This is a genomic window from Aquimarina sp. BL5, from assembly GCF_003443675.1.
Lineage (GTDB): Bacteria > Bacteroidota > Bacteroidia > Flavobacteriales > Flavobacteriaceae > Aquimarina.
In genome coordinates this window covers 1,627,952-1,648,362 of record NZ_CP031963.1, presented here as the reverse complement: position 1 = coordinate 1,648,362, position 20,411 = coordinate 1,627,952, and the positions used below count along the sequence as shown (strand labels likewise).

The following is a 20,411-nucleotide window of genomic DNA, read 5'->3' as shown; positions in this document are numbered from 1 at the left end:
TAATTTATAAAAATCTTGTGCCATTGCAAAAGGAAATAACCTTTTGATTTAGCACCAAACTTTGCTCTGATTTCATATATGATGTTAGCAAATCGTTTTTTAGGGTATTAGTATAAATCGTTGTTTTAATTTTTCATTTCCAAATACCCAAACTATTAAATAGCCTCCAGCGCCATCGCCGTTCCATTGGTGGACTATATAGTCATCTTTGTTTTTGTTAATAGTAACTTCATTATCACATTCAAAAAGATCTTCATAAAATACTTCTGGGATGTCAATTGTTTTTCCATTTATTGTAACGTCAATTCCAGCAATTTCTATTTTGGGAATATTTCCGTCTGTTCCATAAAAATGCCGACCATTTATTCTCGTCAACCATTTTCCATCAAAGTCAGTTACTTTATTTTCAAGATTAAATTTGGTTAATTTATATTTGAAAAGAAACTCATTCCCTTTATATATTTCAATATTTTCAATTGGACTTATACGACTTTTGTGAATATAGCCAACAAAAGTATCTTGTCCATCACATCCCAATTGGTATCTGTTTTTTGAAATATTTACAGTCATCCAATCATTTTCTGATTCTTGATAACTAAAGATTTCAGAGTCTTTTAATTTGTATATAACTTCTGATTTAGAGTCTGGAAGTTTTCGAACATTGGTAAAACCATCTTTATCTTTTATGACAGCTATCTGACCAAAATTGGAATTACTAAAAAAAAGAATTGATATGATTATGAGATACTTCATCTAATTTTTTCAAAATGAGAGATAACGCCAAATATATGAATAGGAGCAAGGCAAACAACCCTGAACCGATTTATCTATTTATTCATTTTTATTTCTTATTAAACTTATAAAAATTTAGCGCCATTGCAAAAGGAAATGACGTTTAGATTAAATACTAATCGCCTAGTTTGTTGATATAGTGTTTGGCAACGTTTTTTATTTTTTATGGAATAAATAATCTAGTTCAATCTCAATTCGTGGTTTTTCAAATTCTATGTCAGTTAATGGCGAATACAGAATCTTAAAGGGCAATCTCATGGCTTTAAAAGTTTTGAAATATGCAATATAATTTTCTCTATCAATATATTCTCCTCTGTCAATTGACGAGCCGTGCAACAAAAGAGTCGCTGTGATATTCTCAATTTCTCCGTCTGAATTTTTTGAAACCACAATATTTTCCAAATACTTTTCAACTGGTGCGTTATTTGTCAATTCAACTTTATATTTCGAGGATAAATTATCCTTTTCGATTAAAATCGTTTTGTCCGTTGATTTGAAAAAAGGCAAAGAAACTACATCGCCAATTTTGTTCATTTTCCCAATATATGATTTGATATCCTTATCTGTATTTAGTCTTGGAGATTCATTCTGAATATTTCCATTTTGGTCATAAGTTCTTACGTATATTTTTTTAATTCTTTCGATTTTGAAATATTGATCAATTTTTTCTTGATAATCGAAAAATGAATTTTTAAATTCATCTACGTTATTAGCAATCCATTCGGTTTCTATTTCTCCAAATAAGTCAAAACCTATTAAATTCATCACGTTGTTCTGGATAGTAGAATAAGGAATATTTAGTCTAAATCTACCAAATAGGTTTTTGCCTAGTTTTCCTTCATTATCTTTCAGTAATTCCATATTCTCGAATAGTGTTCCATAAAAACTGAACTTATCGATTGTTTTATCAATAAGTTTTGAATACTCTGATAACCTATAAAAATTAGTATTCTTTTTATGATTTACTATATCTAACAGATAGACATTATTTCTCGTTAAATTTTTTGGGTAAATGTTTTTCGATGGATTTCCTTTTAAAAGATAATGTTTAATAATCTTCTTTTTTTGAGTTAGTTGAAAATCATAAATAACATTATTAAGAATGTATTTATTCCAAACCTCTTCTTGCTTCAGAGAATCAAGATTTTTGAACTCAGGGTTTTCCAAAACTAAATTTTCGTAAGGATCGAAAAATATAACTTTAAGTTCATAATTCTTAAACTCAAGTTTTTCAATTGTTTTAGATTTCTGCGCAAATGGAGTATTTAATCCGAATATTAAGAAGGTAATTAAAAGAACAAACTTTTTGGTCATAGTTTAATTTTGTTTTTTTGGCAAATTTGCCCTAACGTTTAATATAAGTGTCGTAGTAGAGCAAAATGTTACCTTTTTTCAGGTTTTTCTTGCACATTGATTGCTAGCTTTTACTTTCTGCAAGCAATGTGCCTTCATAAATAAACAACAAATAACCGATTGATTATTTTGCCGCTATGAACGTATATATAATGTTGTATGTACGTTTTTTTTAATTCATTCCTGGAAATATTAAGCTTAATCCGTAAAAATAGAATCCTCCAATTATTATAATTCCGATAAAATTTACTTTCAGTTTTACATTTTTTAAATCACTCCAAACCGTTTTTGGCTTCTCTTTTTTAGAATTAATAACTTTTGTATTTGCAATAAAATCACCAACTCGTCTTTTAGGGTTTATAAGTCCGACAACTACTTCTATGGGCCAAACAATTATAGTTAGATTTCTAATAAAGCATTGAAGTTCGTTTGCTGGTTTATTAGTTTTAACATCTATGATTTGATACCCCATTAACCGTTTTGCTAAACTTTTTGCTCTTAAAAAATCTTTGTTAAAATATACAAACATTGGGATAGAAAATAGACCGATTCCTGTCAGTTTATTAAAGTTTTGTCCAAATTGAAAGGCTAGTACACCAATTAAAATTCCCAATGGCACAATCAAAAGACACATAATAAAATGATCTAATAGCATACTTAAAACTCGATTAATTCGAGGATTAATGTTATTAATTTTGGATATTTCCTCAATTATTATTCCGTCAGAATTGGTATTTGATTCTGTCATTTTCTGAAATGTTTGCTAACGTTTAATGTATGTGTTGCAGTATAGCAAAATGTTACCCAACTTTCTACGTTTTCTGCACATTGGTTGCTAATTTTTACTTTCTGCAAGTATTGCGCCTTACCAAAGATAACAGAACCATTCGATTTATCAATTAGCTGCCATGATCAGATATATATTGTTGTAATACGGTTTACTATTTGATTTTTTTTGGTTCGTCTATTCCGTAAATGTTTTCTCTATTTTCAGGATATAGTTTCCGCATTACAGTATGATATTCTAATATAAACTTGTTTAGATCTACTAAACCACTTACAGAGTAACGGATTGTATCTTTTTTGTTTACCACATATAAAGTTCCATTAGAGTTTATATCATAGTTTTGCCATTGTTTATTTTGATCGACGAATTTCTCGAATTTCCAGATTGTGTCTGTTATAGGTATCTCTCTGTTGTAAATAACTTTCCATTTAGGATTGTCATTAAATGTACTTTCCATAAATTCAGATTTGATTCTGATTAAATTAGAATTCTTAGTGATTTCTAATTGTTCATATGCTTGATATGTACAAACAGAATGATTAAACCAGACTTTAATGGTATCTAATTTTGTCATTTTTCTTTTGAAGTTCGTAAAATCTTGTTTAAGCTTAAAATTAGACTTTACTAATTGAGTTTTCTTTTCAGTTTCTTTTCCGCAAGAGACTAAAGTCAAAATGATAATAGATATCTTTATTAAGATTTTCACAATGTGATACAACGTTTAGCTATGCTCGGTGCGGGAGCAAAAAATCACTTACTTTTTGATCTAGCACAGAGCCAAATTTTTCTATTTTGATTTAATTTATCAGTTTTAAAGCTAAATTAAAGACTTGGCGGTCTTAGCAAATAAAACATAAACCTTTTGATTTAGTAATGATTAGCTATGTATTTATACACCGCTTAAGTTTTTTCCTTTATGGTCTATAGATTTTTTCGGATTTTGGTTCAAAAACTACTAAATTATATTTTTTTGCAATTTTTACAATCTCACTTATCATTTCGTTTTTATTTTCATAATCAATACTTAACGAAATCCTATTTTCAAAGATTTCAGAAATTAAATAATTTCCCCAAACCATTTTAGTTGGAAGCATAGGGTAACTTTTTTCTAATTGTTTTATAAATACTTCAAAAATTTCATTTTTTACTTCGCTTTTTTCTGGCTCTTCTTTCATAATTCTTGACAAATAGTGCCATGCTTGAAAATCATTTTCAGGGATTTCATTTTTTGTAATCGAAGGATAGTATTTCATTATTCTATAACTTTCTTATTTTCTGTTTTTTTAGTTTAAAAAGTATCTATTAAATTCTTTTTCTAAATTCTGACTAACGTCAATTTTGTTTATTGATTATTATGCTGTTGTTAAACCCTAAATCTTCGGGTTTTAAGTCAAATTTATCGATTTGTTTTTTAATTCTTTTGACAAGCCCTAGTTTTCTTTTTTGATCGAGGAATAAATATAGTTTAGGCGGTTGGTATTGTATTTTCTTAGTTATCATATTCCATATTATTACTGCCAACTTTCTAGCTGTTGCGCTTACCGCTGAGTGCCTTCCCTTCCTGTAGGCTACTCTTCTGAAAAAATCAGAAAGATGAGTATCTTTTAAGTTTCCAATAGCATTTGCTGCTTGCCTGAGTGCTATTTTGAGTCTGTTACTTCCTTTGGGCACTCTATTACTTAGTATTTTTCCTCCAGATATTTTGTTGTTGGGAGCCAACCTTAGCCAAGAGGTAAAATGTTTAGCAGTAGGGAATTTTTTAAAACCTTCAGGTCCAATTTCGCTCATAATGCTAAGAATGGATGAATGACTCAATCCTTCAATTGCAAAAAGGTCAACACCATCAAAATATCTAAAAGCAATTTGATTCATATTTTTAATTTTAGGAGCATTTTTATTGATTCTTTTATAAGTTTTTTCTGTTGTTTTGAGTTTTTTTCTTTCGGGATATTGTTTGAGTTCTTGTTTTATAAACTGCTCAATCTTTTTGTCACAAGCTTTTATGTTTCTTTGGAAGAATTGATAACTTTTGAGCTCTTGTTGCAATCCAAAAAGGAAGTCTTCTCTATTATTACCGTGTAGCGCTTTTGCAATTTCTTCTTTAGGTTTTCTACAGTTAAAATGCCGATGTTCTGCTAGGTTATATGGATCAAGATTACCTTTACAGATATCTTCAATGATTTTCATTCCAGTAAGTCCGCAAACATCTTTGACTACTACATCCAATCTGAAGTTCAGTAGTTTTAGATATTTCTGCATTTTATGTGTTGCAGATGAAGCAAGTTCAATCCAATTTGTTCTTTGTCGGCAATATGTTCGTAAATGTTCAGTAACAAGATCTGGTAGAAAACTTCCCGTAAGTAGCCCAAGAGTATGTAGTTTTTGTATCCATCTACAATCTTTCACATCGGTCTTTTTTCCTTTGGCATTTTTAGTGAATTTCCCATTGACTAGTACTACCTCAAAACCAAAACTAATAAGTTCCGTATATAGATTCTGCCAATAATCTCCTGTAGATTCCATAGCTACAGTAGTTACATCGTTGCTCACAAACCACTCACATAATGAAGTCAAATCCTCAGCATATACGCCAAACTCTTTTACATCTTCTAACTCTTGACCAATAGCAGCATAATGAGAACGACTTCCAATATCAATTCCTGCTGCATTGAAATTCACCACATCCATTCCTAGTTTCATTTTTCTTTCCATTTTAAAAAAATTAAAGATTCATAAAAAATGACCCTAAGGAAATGTAACTTTGTACTTGAAAATTATTCTGAACGGGGTAACTGAGCAATCAGTTCCACCACTGAAATTATCAACAAGCCTCTGAACCACGAATTCAGAGGCTTTTACATTTCAACCAGAATTACGCCCGAGCTATTATGCATCAGTTTAAAAATCGGCCTTTCATAGGATCACAATAAAGTTCGGGACTTCGTAACGTTAGCAAAAGAAATTAATAGAGTTTCTTTATGTGGAGAATTACTGCTAACGCCTCCGGATATGAAAAGTAGTGCTAAAAATAAGCGATTACTTTTCGGATTAAACACAGAGCCGCATTTTTAAACTTTACTATTTATTTTTTTTATACACTGTTGCCAGTAGTTTATTAGTCGGATTTTTTAATAAATTCTACAGGTTCGGATTGAAGATTCATAGTAAAATAAGAAATTTCCCCATTTTCATTCATTTTGAAGTTCACCGCAAATTCTGGATTAAAAATATCTGACACATCTTTCAATGGTTTCATCACAAAAATATCATAATGCAAATGTTCCAGAAAAAACTTATAAGTAGGGTATACAGCGTAGAGTTTGTCATTTTCTAATACTATCTTTATCGTTCCATATCCTTTATGCTCATATTCTCCGACGAATGATGCTAATGATTTTGAAGGTGGTTTTTCGCTATTTATTGATTTTATTAACTCACTTGGTTGATAAATATCTTGTACAACAACAGGATAATTATCGACACTTTCTTTATTTAAAATTCTATTTTGAACAATATCAGCGATAATGTAAGGTAGTATAGAATCATCTTGATTCACCAAGATCGTGACTCCAAATTTCCTAAATGGATAGGTTACTACAAGCGTAGTAAAGCCTGATGTATTACCACCGTGTTGCACTCTGAATTCACCATCTCGCGCTTCTACTCTCCAACCTAAACCATATCCTTGAAGAAAAAGATTAGGCTCATCATCACCATCTCTTGAATTATGAAACATTCTCGCTTTTTTTACATAGTTTTCGGGAATTGCTTGAACAGTTCCGTATTTACCATTATTTAGCCAAGCCAACATCCAATGCGAAAGGTCTTTCGAAGTACTTCTAATCCCACCTGCTGGTTTAGAGTCATAATATTCTTCAAAATTTACTTTCTTGATTTCGTTTTGATATAGACCATAACCAAACGAAAAATTGTCAGTTTTCTTTGCTTTGTCTAAGGAGGTAAAAGAACTTGACATCTCCAATGGCGTAAATATTTTATGTTGAATGTTATGCTCCCAACTCTCATTCGTTACTTCTTCTACAATTGTACCTGCGACGGTATACCCAATATTACTATAGATACTACTTTCTTTGACTTTTCCTTCAGGTTTAATATATTTTAATTTCTCCATTACTTTAAGGCGATTATTTTCAGGAAAAAGAACTAATGTTCCGTTAACTCCTCCAAGTCCGCTTTTATGAGAAAGTAAATCTAAAATGCTAACTGAATTATCCATTTCAGCGGTATTAAATCGAAGGTTTGGTATGTGAGTTGAAGGTTTATCGGTAAGGAAAAGTTTATTTTCTGCTTCTAACATTCCTAACAAAGTTGCTGTAAACGCTTTTGAGCAAGAAGCAATTGGAAAGACCGTATTTTCTGTAACTAGCTTTTTATTTGTTAAGTCTCTGTAACCAAAACCTTTATTATAAAGGATTTCGTCATTTTCTACTATAGCAATAGATACTCCAACAGCATTGTATTTTTCCATCCACTTTATAATTTCTTGTTCTAATCCCTTTAGACGATTGTCTTTGGATTGTCCAAATATGGAAATGAATGTTGTTAGAAATATTACAGTTAGGATGCTTTTTTTCATTAGGTTATTTTTGGGAGGTTTTGTTCAAAATTACTGGCAACATGTTTATATAGCTACCAAGGTAATTATATTTTGAATAAATAAGCATATGATTAGGATAATTTCACAAGCTCTCCTGCTTTCTGTGATCATCATTGTATATACACATCACTTTTTTATGGCTCAGCGGTATCATTGCACCCTTCCGCGGATATTTTTTGTGTAGTATTGTATATATAGTGTCGATCAACGGTAGTGTTGGGTCGTTCCCGAGGGGTGTAGGAGCTGTCCGCGGAATCAAAACATCGACCAGCGGTCACTTTTGGCAATTCTGGATAGGTATATACGTAATCCGCGCACCTTGTTATCTGATCAGCGGTAGGCTGAGCAAGTATAAAGGTGCGCGGAAGTATCATGGCATTGATATGTATCATTGCTTATATCGGCTGATATATCCTTTATAGCGTTCGGGATCTTTACGGAATACATATTTACCGGTAGCACGGATTTCATCCATTGCTTCTTTAAGATGGGTAAAGGCACGATCTCGCATATTTTTTGCTTTGGTATTATCGAGCCTTGCACCATTGGCTTTGGCACGTAGGTCTGCCAGTTCATTTGCACGAACCGCCACGGTATCTAGTTGGGTAAGATCAAAATTAATAGCCGTAAGTTCTTGTGGATTGGCTTTGCCTAGTACGCTGATATCACTAAGGTCCTGTATCATATCGGCATCACCGCTGCCATCTGCAATGGCACGTACTCTGGATAAGAGATCTTGTCTTTTGCGATAGGCAAATCTAAAATCTGCTAACAGATCATTACGTAATTCATAGGCTTCTGGAGCTACTTCTCTCCATTCTTTGGCAGCTTCTTCTTGGGTGTAGCGCTCACTCATCCAGATAGATTGTGCATGTCGGGCGGCTCCTGTACGGATCGGGAGGTCGATTACGTAGGTGTCCCAGTCTAATCCTTTTGCCACTAGTAATTCCTGATCCTGCTGTATCCATACGTATTGATCTTCTGCCTCCTGGTAGTATACATCTGTGGGTATATCTGGAGTTTTTACAGTTTCTGGTGTTAGTGCTTCTAGTGTGTTTACTTTTGCATCATAATGTTCTTTTGACATACTTTTTTTGTTTTAATAGTTATCGCAGTACTCATTACTGCTTCTATTGGTCATGTGTCAAAAGAGTACAATATGTTACTAGTGGCTTGGGATTTTTTTTTGAAAAAATGTTCTTACAGTTGAAACTATTACAACAATAATCAAACTTTTTATCGCGGGAAAATATCGCTACATCGAAATATTAGTGTTGTTAGTATTTGTGAACGTTATTTTTAATATTTTCATCTCCAGAATACCAAATTATTACGCTTATGGCCTTTCAGGCAAAACTATTTATTAATGACCAAGAACGAAATGTACTGGATAGTACGTTTTTGTATCGACAATTGATCGATACCAATGGTCGCCCCAAAACGAATATACAAGGTGGCAAAATCAGTGTACTTATAGAATCCACTAAGAATGATGAATTGTTCTATGACTGGATGTTTTCTACACATACAATGTACAATGGATATGTTCGTTTTTATAAACGAGATGGATACAGCAAACTTTTTGATTTTGAGTTTGCCAATTGTCATTGTGTTCATTTAGAGGAGAAATTTAATGCAGAAGGTAACAGTCCCCTAAAAATGGAATTGGTACTTTCACCAGGGATACAGAAGGTACGCGGTCAGATTTTCGAAAAAAACTGGAACCCCAGCAATCCTTTTGAGAATGCGACTCCGGTTACGGAAAGGGAGGAGAATATTGAACCGGAAATAGAAGATATGTATTACACAGATATGAATGGAGAGAAAATCCCTGATGATGAATTACAATCAGGAACTGCCGTATATCTTGTCTTAAAAACGAAGAATGGTGTTGGTAAGGATGTTGATATAGATCTTGATGATAATCAAAATGATTTTAAGTACAATGGAGAAGTTTTAGTTAATGATGTTATAGAAAATTTAGTAATCAAGTCTGATATACAAAAAATAAAATTGGAGATTATATCTCAAAAAAAATAGATTATGCCTACTTTAAAATTTAAGGATTTTCCAAATATATTTAAATCGATTACTCCACTTAGTATAGTAAGACCTAAAGTTACAAAAGCTTATTTTGCAGAAGCTACTATAGAAGAGGTAGAAGTAGAAAGTGAATCTGGCGCGGAAGATAATGAAAAATATGTAGTAGAATCTGGTGACACACTAGGAGCGATCGCTACTAAAAAAGGTACTACTGTTGCAGCCATTATAGAAAGTGATCCTATAATTACTACAGCCAATCAGAATAGTTTGAGTATAGGGCAGGAAATTATATTACCAAGTACTGTTCCTGCTAAAGAAAAGAAACAGAAAATAACCTTTAAAAAAGTTGATACAGGTAATCTGGGACAAGAAATTTATGTAGTAGTAGAGACAGAATTGCTTCAGGGAAAAACCATGGCGATCAATATACGTCAAGGGAAAGAGAAGGGTATCGAAGAGCAGGATAAAAATCTTATGCTTAAGGATGATCAAGGCGATTATAGTACAATGGTAAAGACTACTATTGGAGGTATGTGCGAGACTGATTATTTAAATAAAGATGATTTTGCAGATCAAGCTATTTTTAAAATAACTATTGATAGTAGTGATAAAGAAAAAAAAGACGGTTGGATTAAATCTTTGAATGATGCTACTGATAAGAAAACCTTATTATACATTTTAGCTGATGCACATACTTTAGAGGAGCAAACGGAATTGAATATTCAATATCTTGGAGATACTGAAGAAGGAGAAATAAGAGGGGAAAAAATTACAAACCGATGGTTAGATACGGATGGACAATGGTTTAAATTTAAACTAAGTAGTTGTGGTTGTGATAGAGATCTGACAGAGCAAGAAGTTAAAGATATAATAATTGCCATGAGAAAATCTGAGACTTATGTTTATCAAGGTGATAATAAAGAAAAATTATTTTTCAAAGATAATTGCGATTTACCAGAGGATGACAAAACATTTAAGAGATTTGCCGAAGAATTAAATACCGTGTTTGATGATTATGATATAAATACTTGTTTAAGGCGAATGCATTTTTTGGCTCAGGTTTATCATGAAACTGATAGGTTTAGAACCACTAAAGAATACAATGAAACTGCTTCATATGCTCCGTATATTGGAAGAGGTTTAATGCAATTAACTTGGGAATCTAATTATAAAAAATATAAATCCTATAGTGATGTTGATTGCGTCGATGATGAGGAATTAATAGCAAATGACTTGCAAAATGCTTTTGATTCCGCAGGATGGTTTTGGAAGCAAGGAAAGGTTTTAAGTGTTGGTACAACTTGGTCCCCACCTGCAAGTGCACCCAGTTACGTAACTGTAAATAGTCCGAGTTATTCAAAAACTACTATTACTTATGAAGATGAAGATGGTGATACAAAATCGTATGGCACGATAGATATGAACTTGATAGCTGATGATGATTATGTGGATGTAATAAGTTGGCTAGTTAATGGAGGTGGAAATGGCCTAACGGAAAGACAGGATTATTTAGAAGAATTAAAAGAAGTTTTTGAATATGATACTAAGTGTAAAAATAAAGGTTAACTGGTTATATATTGTTGGTGGTTTTTTCTTTTTCATTGGATGTAAAAATAATGAGACAAAAAAGATCGTTGGAGAGAATGTTAGTTTAGAAGATTCAAATTCAATAAAAGCTCAATCAAAAACTATAGAACAGTTCGAAAATAATACTAGCTATTTTATACGAGAAATTGATATCAATAATGATGGAATTGAGGATAAAGTGGTTAGTAGCGAAAAGTATAAAGGGAATCAAATTTATTTCTTTCAAAAAGCAGGAAATAACTATGAACTAGTTTTAGAAAGTATAAATTTCTCTGAAGACGGAGGAAGAATAATAGCAGATGTTTTACCATCAAAAGATAATAAAGGCGGAATAAGAGTGCATACATATTTTCCGGATGGAGGAAATAATCAAGCTACTTATGTAATAAATTTCCAAGGTGGAAATTGGATCTTTACTAAAACTATATATGAGATAGGGGATTGGAAAGATGATCATACAAAGGTTTATTTATGCGAAGTCGATCAAAATTTGATTTTTAAAAATTTAATCTCAGAAGAGATTGCAAAACAAATAGTACATTTACCAGAAGAATCCAAGAGAGAGCATCTTTGTAAAGTGGAGTATCGTTTTGAAAATAGTTTGGAAGACTTCATAAAAAGATTTAAAGGAGATAATTCCAATTTGTATAAAGGAGTTAATAGATATAAATCTTTATTGACTCGTTTTGATCTATCAAACAATAATATTAGAGAATATAACGACATAGCCTACTATTTAGAAAAATCTAAAGCTTATAATGAAGCGGTATTTCTTTTAGAAAAAATAACTCAAAAATTCCCTAACAGAACAGTAGCATACATTAACCTGGGCGATGCATATTGGGGGCTAGAAGAAAGAGAAAAGGCGAAAAAATCTTATCAGATTTATATAGAGCAAATGAAAGCTAAAGGGAAAGATTCTAAAATTCCTAAAAGAGTTTTGGAGAGATCAAAATGAAAAAAGAAAAAAGATATTTTCTACTAACATATATGATATCCTTTTTGATAGGATGCAATCAAAATCCTTCTATCTCTAATAAAAATAAAAAACCGCTTCGCAAAGTCTCAAGACTTCGCGAAATTTTAGGTATACAGATCTCCTCAAAGTCAGGAGACTTTGTGGAGCAGGGTAGTGGACTTTGTTAATGTTCAGAGACCCTTCGGTTAAGGACAAACGTCCTATGTTTTTTTATGCATTGTTGGTGGTAGTTATTCTTTCACACCAAACTTTTCAAGTATTTTCGAGAAAGAATCTACATAACTAGGCTGTAGAATCTGACTATCTGCAAAATTCGAATAATCAATAACATTTACATTTTCTAGTTTTAGATATTTAGCAGAGTCATATTCCTCATCTTTTAGAGTAGAAGTTAATATAACTTGGTTTTCTAGTTTTATATACTCTTCAATCATAATGTTCTCTTTATTAGAAGATAATTCGCCTTCTCTGAAAGAGTCTATTATAATTGGGAATTGAGTTTTTAAGATTTTGTTTAATGCTAATAGTTTACAGAAGTAATATTCTTGTTCTTCACTACCAGAATAGGTTTGGCCTGATTTTGTAAATAAATCTTCAAATTCTAATAGACCTTCTTTATCAATGATTCTGTAATAACGTTGCATTTCAGAAATAATATTTTCTATTACTAGTTTTTGCAAATCTTTATTTGAAACAATTTTACTTTCGTTATTGTTTATTTTTCTTTGAACTTCTTCAAGCTGCTTTTGAAGGTCTAAAACAATTTTATCGATATCTTTAGAGTCAATGATTTCATCTTGAAACAGAATATAATTTTTTGCATCAGGTGTTGAACTCTCCAGTAATTTTTGAATTTGAGTTTGTTCTTTATTGATTTCACTATTAAATTCGTCAACAATTTCTTTTTTCATAGAAATGCTTTCTTGAATTGATTTTAATATGTTTTTGCGGACATAACTATTACTAACTTCAAATTCAAATTCAAATTCTTGATTTGCGAAAATAATTTTAGTACTGCCGCAGTCAGAGCATTTAACTTTACCTTCATTCAAACTTCTATTTAGAGAGTTTAATTCAATAATTAAATTTTCAAGTTTAATTTTTCTATTTTCTTCTCTATTTCTTTGTTTTCGTATGCCAGCAATGCTTTTATGTAATTCACTAAGTTGTTTAGAGGTATTTTGAAAATCAATATTATTGGCAGCCGAACTAATAAATGTAGCTATTTCAGGATTCTTTTTTAGTACCGTTATTTTTCTTTTTTCCGTTTTAATTTTTAAATCCAAGGACTTTTTTTGCTCTTTAAGTTCTTCTATATCATATTTATTTGTATTTGAAACTAGAACGTTTTGCATTGCAAAAATCATATTCTTAAAGTCCTGTTTGTTGTTACGACCTTTAACTATTAGGTTGGAAGAATTTCTTTTATCTTGTCCAAGAAAGAATAATTCATAGAACAATGTCAAATCTACAGGTTTTAACTCTCCTTCTTTTTCAATTTTTGGTAGTTCATAGATATATTTATCGAAATAATATTTAAACTCACTTATACTATTAAAAACATTAACGTTCTCATTTTCTAATAAGATTAAAGAGTTTCCTTTTCTAAGAAATTCGTAATCTTTGTCATTTATTATGATGTTTGAGTAGAAAAAATAACTTTTATAATTAAATCCACTTGGGAAAATGGAATCATAGCCAATTGAGTGCATGAGACCTTGAATTACTAAAGTCTTCCCTCTATTATTATCATTGCTGAATAAAATATTAGTTGCGTTTTTAAATCTACTTTCTATAAATGCTTCTCGATTATTTCCGAAAGCTGTTTTTTTTATAATCATTGTTTTCCTTCGATTGTTATAGCAATTAGATATTTAATAGTTATCGGGTTTAGATAGGATATTCTAAATATATAAGTGTCAAATAAAATTTTAAATATCTCATTAACCTTTGTCGTGCCGTTTGACTCCATAAAATCAATTATTATTTCACATATTTTCCAAAACTCTCGATTACTATTTTTGTTAAAAAAAGCTCTAGATAAATTTGAGTTACACTCTTGTACAGTGTCTTTTACATCTTCTATGTCAAGTCCATTAATTAGTGGATAAAAGTTTACAGGAATCGATTTGTATTCAAATACTTCACAGCCTATTATTCTGCTTATTATTAAAGTTTCGACATCTTTTGTAAGTAAATGTCTATTGAATTTTAAAACATCTTTTATTTTGGTAATAATAGAGTTTTCAATGTAAGAATTCTTTTTTGATGATTGAATATCTCTTAAATCTTGAAAAACACTTTTGTAAAAGGCATCTGTTTTAATTTCTTTCTTCTTGAATTTTGTAACAGTTTTAATATATTCATTATCAAGTTCTGTGTCTTCAACAATTATTACTTTTTTCAAAAACTCTAATTGCTCAGAACTATAATCTATAGTTTTTCCTTTGACTCTTTTTATTTCTTCATTTAGACCATTTTTTATCCTTAATAAAGTTTTGTCAGCTATGTTTTCAATTCCATAGGTGTTTAGTTTTTCGTCAATTTTATATTCAGGCTTTAGTACTGGGCAAAAGAAAATAAATTCTTTAAAATCAAATGATGAAATGTAATTATCAAAAAGGGTGAAAAAATATTTCCCAATCTTTTTTGGATTTAGGTTTTTTTCATTTTTGGATTGAATATCCCAAATTTTATCTGATTTTTTACTAATTCCACTAACATCATTGAAACAGTCAAAAGCAATATATTCTATTTCTTTGCTGTCTTTTCGTCTTCCTATTAAATACAATAGAGATTTTGTTTCAAAGTCAGTAGCCTTCTTGTTATTTATTTCAGTGTTCTTGAAGGTGTAATTCATTGACTTAGTTTTTCTATGTAGTTTATTTTAATTACCGTCAACATGTTTATATAGTTGCCAACGTAATTATATTTCTGATGTATCAGAAACAAAGTTACCATAGGATTCTGTGTCTTCTTTACGGAAAACCACAATCGTTTGGATTACGTTTTATTTTATTAAAAAAGGGGTAAGACTTCTAAACTAAGAAATTATTCTGTAAGTTAATACAGGATTGATTAAAAAAATAATAGGAGTATTCCCTTTGTTAAGAACCTAGCTCTAGTGGTTGCTGATAAAATAGAGTGGAGAAGTGGTAGGGAAAATTTATTATTTTTTTCAGGGTTTTATGTTTTTTAGTCGAAGTGTACTATACGTATTGAGTTTTATCGCTTTTTCTTTTCTATGTTGACTTGAATCCATATTACATTTCTTGGGGTGATGATAGATTTCGCTCTACAGTAGAATGACAAATTATAATCTTGAAACCAGATCCCTACTTCGATACCTGTCCGCCAGAAGAGGACGTTTTGTACTTGTGTCAAGAAAGAAAATTAATCTGGGTATCACTTTTATAACGGCAGGTAATTTAACTCACAAACGAATAAATTTCCTGATAAACTTTTTCAGGGTTTTCTAATTGTGGATAATGTCCTATGTTAGCGAGTTTAATTCCAGATTTGGGAGAAATTCTTTTTAGATACGCATTAATTATTTGCAAGCCTGAAACAGGGTCATCAATACCATTTATCATTTTTGTCTCTACGCATGTTTGTTCGATTGCATTGACCCATCGTTGACCATATACTTTCCTTTCGTTGATATAATTAAGAAATTTATAGACTTTAGTATTGCCATTATTATAGCAATTTAATATCCAGAATTCATCTATTTGTTGTTGAGAAGGTAGTGTGTCCTTTCCAAATAATGCGATCATTTTTTTTGTAAAATATTCTTTATTCTTCCCTAATAACCGATTGAATAATCCACCTAAAGGAGAAATTAATACCTTTTGCGAAAATGTAGGTTGATATAACTCAGGAAAAATAGAGCCATTGAGTAAAACCAATTTACTAATTTTAAAATCCAACCTGTTCTCATTTTCTTGAGCCAATAATTCCTGAGCCACAATAGTTCCATAATTATGTGCAACAATGTTTATATTATCTAAATTATAATGCTTTAATAATTCTTTTAATATTTCAACTTGTTTGAAAATAGAAGATTTTCGATTGGGTTTATCCGAAAAACCTAATCCAAGAAAATCAAAAGTAAATAAGGAGAATTTTTCTTCTAAATTATCCCATAAGAATTTATAATCATAGGATGATGTAGGAAATCCGTGCAAGAAGACAATTAACTTTTTGTTCAAATCTAACGTGTGTCGATAAAATATTTTATAATTTTCAAATTGATGATACTTTCCATTTGATTTCCAGTCATAAAGTTCTTTACTCATAATTTCTATGTTTTTTTAAGAAAGGTAATGTGCTGTTTTTAAAATGTATAGCTATTAGTTGCTTTTATTACTTTTTTTCTCGAAATCCATTGTCAGTCATCACCTCAATTCGTTTCGTATTTGATTTTACTTCTGCTTTTGTAAACCAGGCATCACGCAGTTCTTTTTTAGAAAATAACTCTAACTGATCTCCGTAATGTGGAGAATCTTTCTGGGTTGCGTTACCATAAGATAATAACACTTTTGCTTTTACGGTATCACCAAACTCAATAACACCTACCCAGGAATCACCACCACCTACAAACATATGGTCATCATTACGACCACCTGGCCATGCAACACGGAATATGCCCATAGATCCATCAGCGCCGTTTGCTGGTAAATTTTTACCATTGTAGTTGATTCTATAATATTCTCCCCATGCAATATCCAGGCTTCCAAACTTTGTTTCTAATTCCCGTACAGTTTTTTCTAATAATTGAACCGCACGGTCAGGATCTGCAATACCATCTGGCGTGGTATTGGGTTTGTCTATATTCCATTTTTCTTTGTAATTGGTATCGTTCCATACATTAAATTTTTGTGCCCAACTATAAAATAAAAGCATACCCTTACTATCTGCATCTGCGGTTCTGTCCCAATTTTGTAAAACGATTTTAGCTCTTTTAGCCAATTCGGAATCAGAAGCATCAATCGCTATGAATAAATCATCTAAAATCCTGTCTGCAAATTCTAAATGGGTGGACAATTTGTAATCTACTAATTCATCAAAAGTTATGGACTCGTCTTCGATCAGCATTCTAGCAGAACGTTGCGGTCTAAAGCTCATACTTTGTGGCGACATGTATCCAGGAAAATCATTTGGGTTCAAAGACATAGGAATGGTACTTGTCCATGGTGGGTCATTGGCATTTTGTAGCCAACCGTTTACAGGGTTTTTGACTTTTGGTAAATCAGCATACTGATGAACTTCGCTCCAGATATCAGCAGATTTACCACCAGGAATTATACGATCCCAGTACGCCCAGGCATTTTCTGTTCGTTTGGGGACTAAACCATTGAATAGATAAAAAATATCTCCTGTTTTATCAGCGTACATCACATTCCAAAAAGGAATTTGTGCCATTTTTAGAGCAGATTCAAATTCATTAAAGGTATTGCTATTGATCATTCGCCACCACTGTAATAACATATTAGGTTTGTCTAAACCTACCATACGTAAGGCTAAAACTTTATTTTCAGTTTTATTTACTACAGGACCGTGAACCGTTTTTAGTATCGGAATTTCTTCATCAATCATTTTACCATCTTTAAGTTTTATCTTAATTGTTTTTGATGAAGTTTCAAACGCTTTCTGTTTACCATCCAATAGATAGCCTTTGCCTTTGAGGTTTAATTCATAGGTGTCAGCATTATCTATGGTGTTATTCGTATGAGTCCAGCCAAGATTTTTATTAAAACCAATGGCGATTCCGGGGAAACCGACCAGCGTAGCACCGTACATGTTTTTACCTTTTAAATTTAAATGAGACTCAAAAAACAAAAATTCTTGCCACCAGGGCAAATGAGGATTTTGAACCAACATTGCATTCCCAGAAGCGGAACGACTAGGAGCTATAGCATAAGCGTTAGAACCCATATCAGGCCATTGTTGAATGTGGCCTAAATCGTTTCCTGCAATGAAACGTGTAAAAATGACATACATACTGTGCATATTCACGTCTTTTGTGGTTAAAGGTAAAACCACTTTATTCTTTTCATCAATCGCCTCAGGATGTAATGTTGCATACGCATTCATTCCGTTTATAAAAGATGTGTATATGATTTTTAGTTCGGGGTCTTGATTTTTTTCCCAATCATCTGCTAATTGATCAAAACCTAAAGTGTGCACTAGTCTATCATTACCAAATTGCTCTTGACCCCAGTATTCTGCTCCTTTTCCTCTAGCGCCTCCATAAAGTTTTAAAATAAGATTTGCGTGATTATGCATTTGAGCCCATCCTTGGGCATAGAACAATTCTTCTACAGTGTCGGCTGTAATATGGGGAACACCCCAGGTATCCCAGGCAATTTGAGTTTTTGTTTTTTCTTGGGAAGTACAAGAGTAAGTTAAAAAAGAAACGATAATAAAAGTAAAAAGAAGATTAGGTTTCATATTTTTCAATTAGAAGTTCGATATTACGATCGTAGTAAGCATTTAAAATAGATGTAGTCCCTTGTAGAACCATATTCCCAGTATATCAGGAAGGCTACCATAGGACTCCCGGCATTACATAAATAAAACCAAAGTCGTAGGATAATACGTTATTTTATTAAAAGTTGTAAAAGAATTTGGGGGATACCTCTAATGTAAACATTTATTCAGTAAGTTAAAAATACTATTTGTGTAGGCACAAAAAAAGTGTTTCTTTTTTAATCAGTCAGAACGATCCGATAAGTTTGAAAAATTTCCCCATTACGATTGATAGCAGTATAGTTTGGAAACTCCTATACTGCTGATAATTGAACTTATTTTTTAATGATGTTTGAGAAACTTCTTAATCAAAAACTCTCATCATATCTTCTGTCTGTACAACCGTAGCAAACTCATCTTTTAGATTGGCAATTTCTATATCATGAACTATTTGCGCGTCATATCGTTTGCCATTGGCACCGATTTTATCAAAAGCAGCGACTCCATCTTCCATCAAAAACACATTAAATCCATAGTTAGAAGCCATACGAGTGCTGGTAGATACACAATGCTCAGTGGTGAGTCCTACAATCACTACATTTTGGATACCAGCATTTTCTAACTGTGTCCTCAGATCAGTACCGATAAAAGCACTATTTACATCTTTTTCGATCACAGGTTCATTAGGCTGCGGTATAATAAAATCCTGGAAGTCATTACCGGGTTTTCCTTTAGCTAATGGTGATTCTGGATTAGAAGAGCAGTGTTTTACGTGATAGATTGGTAAAGCTTCTGTTCTCCATTTTTTTAGTAAGGCCTCTATGTTTTTTTCTGCTTGTGGATTATTTCGTTCGGTACCGTAATACCCAGGACTGTTGATGCCTTTTTGCACATCTATTAGCAAGAGTGCTGGATTGTCTTTTTTGGTCAATGTCATTGTTTACTTTTTATTTAAGAGCTTTTACATTTAGATTGTCAGTCTGAGCTTGTCGAAGACATTTTGAAAATCAAATGATAAATAACTTCGACAAGCTCAGTTTGACAATAATAAATTTCTTTTTAGACCTCTTATTCTAATTATTCACTTTTCCTAAAGTCGGTATTATAGATAATACCTAACTGTAATCGGTCAAAATTCGCTCCTGTAAAATGATTTTTCAGATACCCTAATTGAATACTAAAATTAGATTGTACATTATATCCAACGGCTCCATACAATCGATTCTGACCAAAAATAGGTTCTTGTAGATTGATAAAAACTTCGTCATACACATTCAGGAACCATTTGTCATTAAAAGGGTAGGTGAGTTGCAATCGATATCGTGCGCGATGCTCTGTAAAATCATCAAACTGAGTGCTGATAAAACGTTGCTCTAATCGATATCGATGCTCGAACTTTACTTTTCCTACGGTGTTCTTAAGAATAAACTGCTCAAATATTCTGTGTTCATTACTGTTTTCTTCATCAGGGATATCCGCAAAAGTTCCATCGGTATTGATATATCCATATCCAATGGTAGCAATTGCGTTTTCTGTAAGATGATAATTTAAACCAGTTCGCAGTAATAATTGATTAAACGTACCTGCCACCTCATAGAATCTAAACTGCGCTTCAGAATGAATACTTAGTTTATCTGTTATTCGATTGGTTCCAAAATACATATACCAAGCTCCCCATTCATCTTCTCCGGTTTCTTGAGCTTTAGTGTTTGTGATAGTAATAGTTGCTAGTATTAATGCAAGTACAATGCCTTTTTTCATAAATATATTCGGTAATTGGA

The 20,411-nt window shown here is 31.8% G+C and carries 17 protein-coding genes; 3 read left to right on the top strand and 14 right to left on the bottom strand.

The window, feature by feature from the left end; all coding sequences use genetic code 11:
* Positions 1-99: 99 nt before the first annotated feature.
* The 8 genes from D1818_RS07030 to D1818_RS06995 form a co-directional block, all read right to left on the bottom strand.
* Entirely contained in the window at positions 100-753 is a 654-nt protein-coding gene (locus tag D1818_RS07030) for a hypothetical protein (protein WP_118457383.1), read from the bottom strand.
* A gap of 195 nt (positions 754-948) precedes the next feature.
* Positions 949-2,106 (bottom strand): hypothetical protein, encoded by a 1,158-nt coding sequence (locus tag D1818_RS07025; protein WP_118457380.1) that lies wholly within the window; start codon positions 2,104-2,106, stop codon positions 949-951.
* 211 nt (positions 2,107-2,317) lie between these two features.
* The gene (locus D1818_RS07020; protein ID WP_118457378.1) at positions 2,318-2,893 is read right to left on the bottom strand and encodes an RDD family protein; all 576 of its coding nucleotides are present in this window, start codon (positions 2,891-2,893) and stop codon (positions 2,318-2,320) included.
* A gap of 193 nt (positions 2,894-3,086) precedes the next feature.
* Entirely contained in the window at positions 3,087-3,638 is a 552-nt protein-coding gene (locus tag D1818_RS07015) for a hypothetical protein (protein WP_147406209.1), read from the bottom strand.
* Between the two features lie 208 nt (positions 3,639-3,846).
* Positions 3,847-4,185 (bottom strand): hypothetical protein, encoded by a 339-nt coding sequence (locus D1818_RS07010; RefSeq protein WP_118457374.1) that lies wholly within the window; start codon positions 4,183-4,185, stop codon positions 3,847-3,849.
* Positions 4,186-4,264: 79 nt separating this feature from the next.
* Entirely contained in the window at positions 4,265-5,644 is a 1,380-nt protein-coding gene (locus tag D1818_RS07005; protein ID WP_118456823.1) for an IS110 family transposase, read from the bottom strand.
* 403 nt (positions 5,645-6,047) lie between these two features.
* Positions 6,048-7,529 (bottom strand): serine hydrolase, encoded by a 1,482-nt coding sequence (locus tag D1818_RS07000; protein ID WP_118457371.1) that lies wholly within the window; start codon positions 7,527-7,529, stop codon positions 6,048-6,050.
* Between the two features lie 409 nt (positions 7,530-7,938).
* Positions 7,939-8,637, bottom strand: coding sequence for a hypothetical protein (locus D1818_RS06995; RefSeq protein ID WP_118457368.1), 699 nt, complete (start codon positions 8,635-8,637; stop codon positions 7,939-7,941).
* A 251-nt stretch (positions 8,638-8,888) separates the two neighbouring features.
* Here D1818_RS06995 and tssD point away from each other — a divergent pair, with 251 nt between their 5' ends.
* Genes tssD through D1818_RS06980 form a run of 3 tightly spaced genes read left to right on the top strand, consistent with a single transcriptional unit; the run spans position 8,889 to position 12,138 of the window.
* Positions 8,889-9,590: a type VI secretion system tube protein TssD gene (tssD, locus tag D1818_RS06990; protein ID WP_118457366.1), complete on the top strand. Its 702-nt coding sequence runs from the start codon at positions 8,889-8,891 to the stop codon at positions 9,588-9,590.
* A 3-nt stretch (positions 9,591-9,593) separates the two neighbouring features.
* On the top strand, positions 9,594-11,159 hold the full coding sequence (locus D1818_RS06985) for a glycoside hydrolase family 19 protein (protein ID WP_118457364.1): 1,566 nt from the start codon (positions 9,594-9,596) through the stop codon (positions 11,157-11,159).
* Positions 11,131-12,138: a tetratricopeptide repeat protein gene (locus D1818_RS06980; RefSeq protein ID WP_118457362.1), complete on the top strand. Its 1,008-nt coding sequence runs from the start codon at positions 11,131-11,133 to the stop codon at positions 12,136-12,138. Before D1818_RS06985 ends, D1818_RS06980 begins: the two co-directional genes overlap by 29 nt.
* A gap of 251 nt (positions 12,139-12,389) precedes the next feature.
* On the opposite strand, the gene D1818_RS06970 is transcribed toward D1818_RS06980, so the two are convergent.
* From D1818_RS06970 to D1818_RS06945, 6 genes are all read right to left on the bottom strand, one after another.
* Positions 12,390-14,000, bottom strand: a complete 1,611-nt coding sequence (locus D1818_RS06970) for a hypothetical protein (RefSeq protein WP_118457358.1) — start codon at positions 13,998-14,000, stop codon at positions 12,390-12,392.
* On the bottom strand, positions 13,997-14,950 hold the full coding sequence (locus tag D1818_RS06965; protein WP_162897267.1) for a hypothetical protein: 954 nt from the start codon (positions 14,948-14,950) through the stop codon (positions 13,997-13,999). The genes D1818_RS06970 and D1818_RS06965 overlap by 4 nt, the downstream gene beginning before the upstream one ends.
* Before the next feature lie 637 nt (positions 14,951-15,587).
* On the bottom strand, positions 15,588-16,457 hold the full coding sequence (locus D1818_RS06960; RefSeq protein ID WP_118457354.1) for an alpha/beta fold hydrolase: 870 nt from the start codon (positions 16,455-16,457) through the stop codon (positions 15,588-15,590).
* Between the two features lie 67 nt (positions 16,458-16,524).
* Positions 16,525-18,612, bottom strand: coding sequence for an acylase (locus D1818_RS06955; RefSeq protein ID WP_118457352.1), 2,088 nt, complete (start codon positions 18,610-18,612; stop codon positions 16,525-16,527).
* Between the two features lie 382 nt (positions 18,613-18,994).
* A complete protein-coding gene (locus tag D1818_RS06950; RefSeq protein ID WP_118457350.1) occupies positions 18,995-19,567 on the bottom strand; it encodes a cysteine hydrolase family protein in 573 nt (190 codons plus the stop codon).
* 140 nt (positions 19,568-19,707) lie between these two features.
* Positions 19,708-20,391 (bottom strand): DUF2490 domain-containing protein, encoded by a 684-nt coding sequence (locus tag D1818_RS06945; protein WP_118457348.1) that lies wholly within the window; start codon positions 20,389-20,391, stop codon positions 19,708-19,710.
* Between the last annotated feature and the right edge of the window lie 20 nt (positions 20,392-20,411).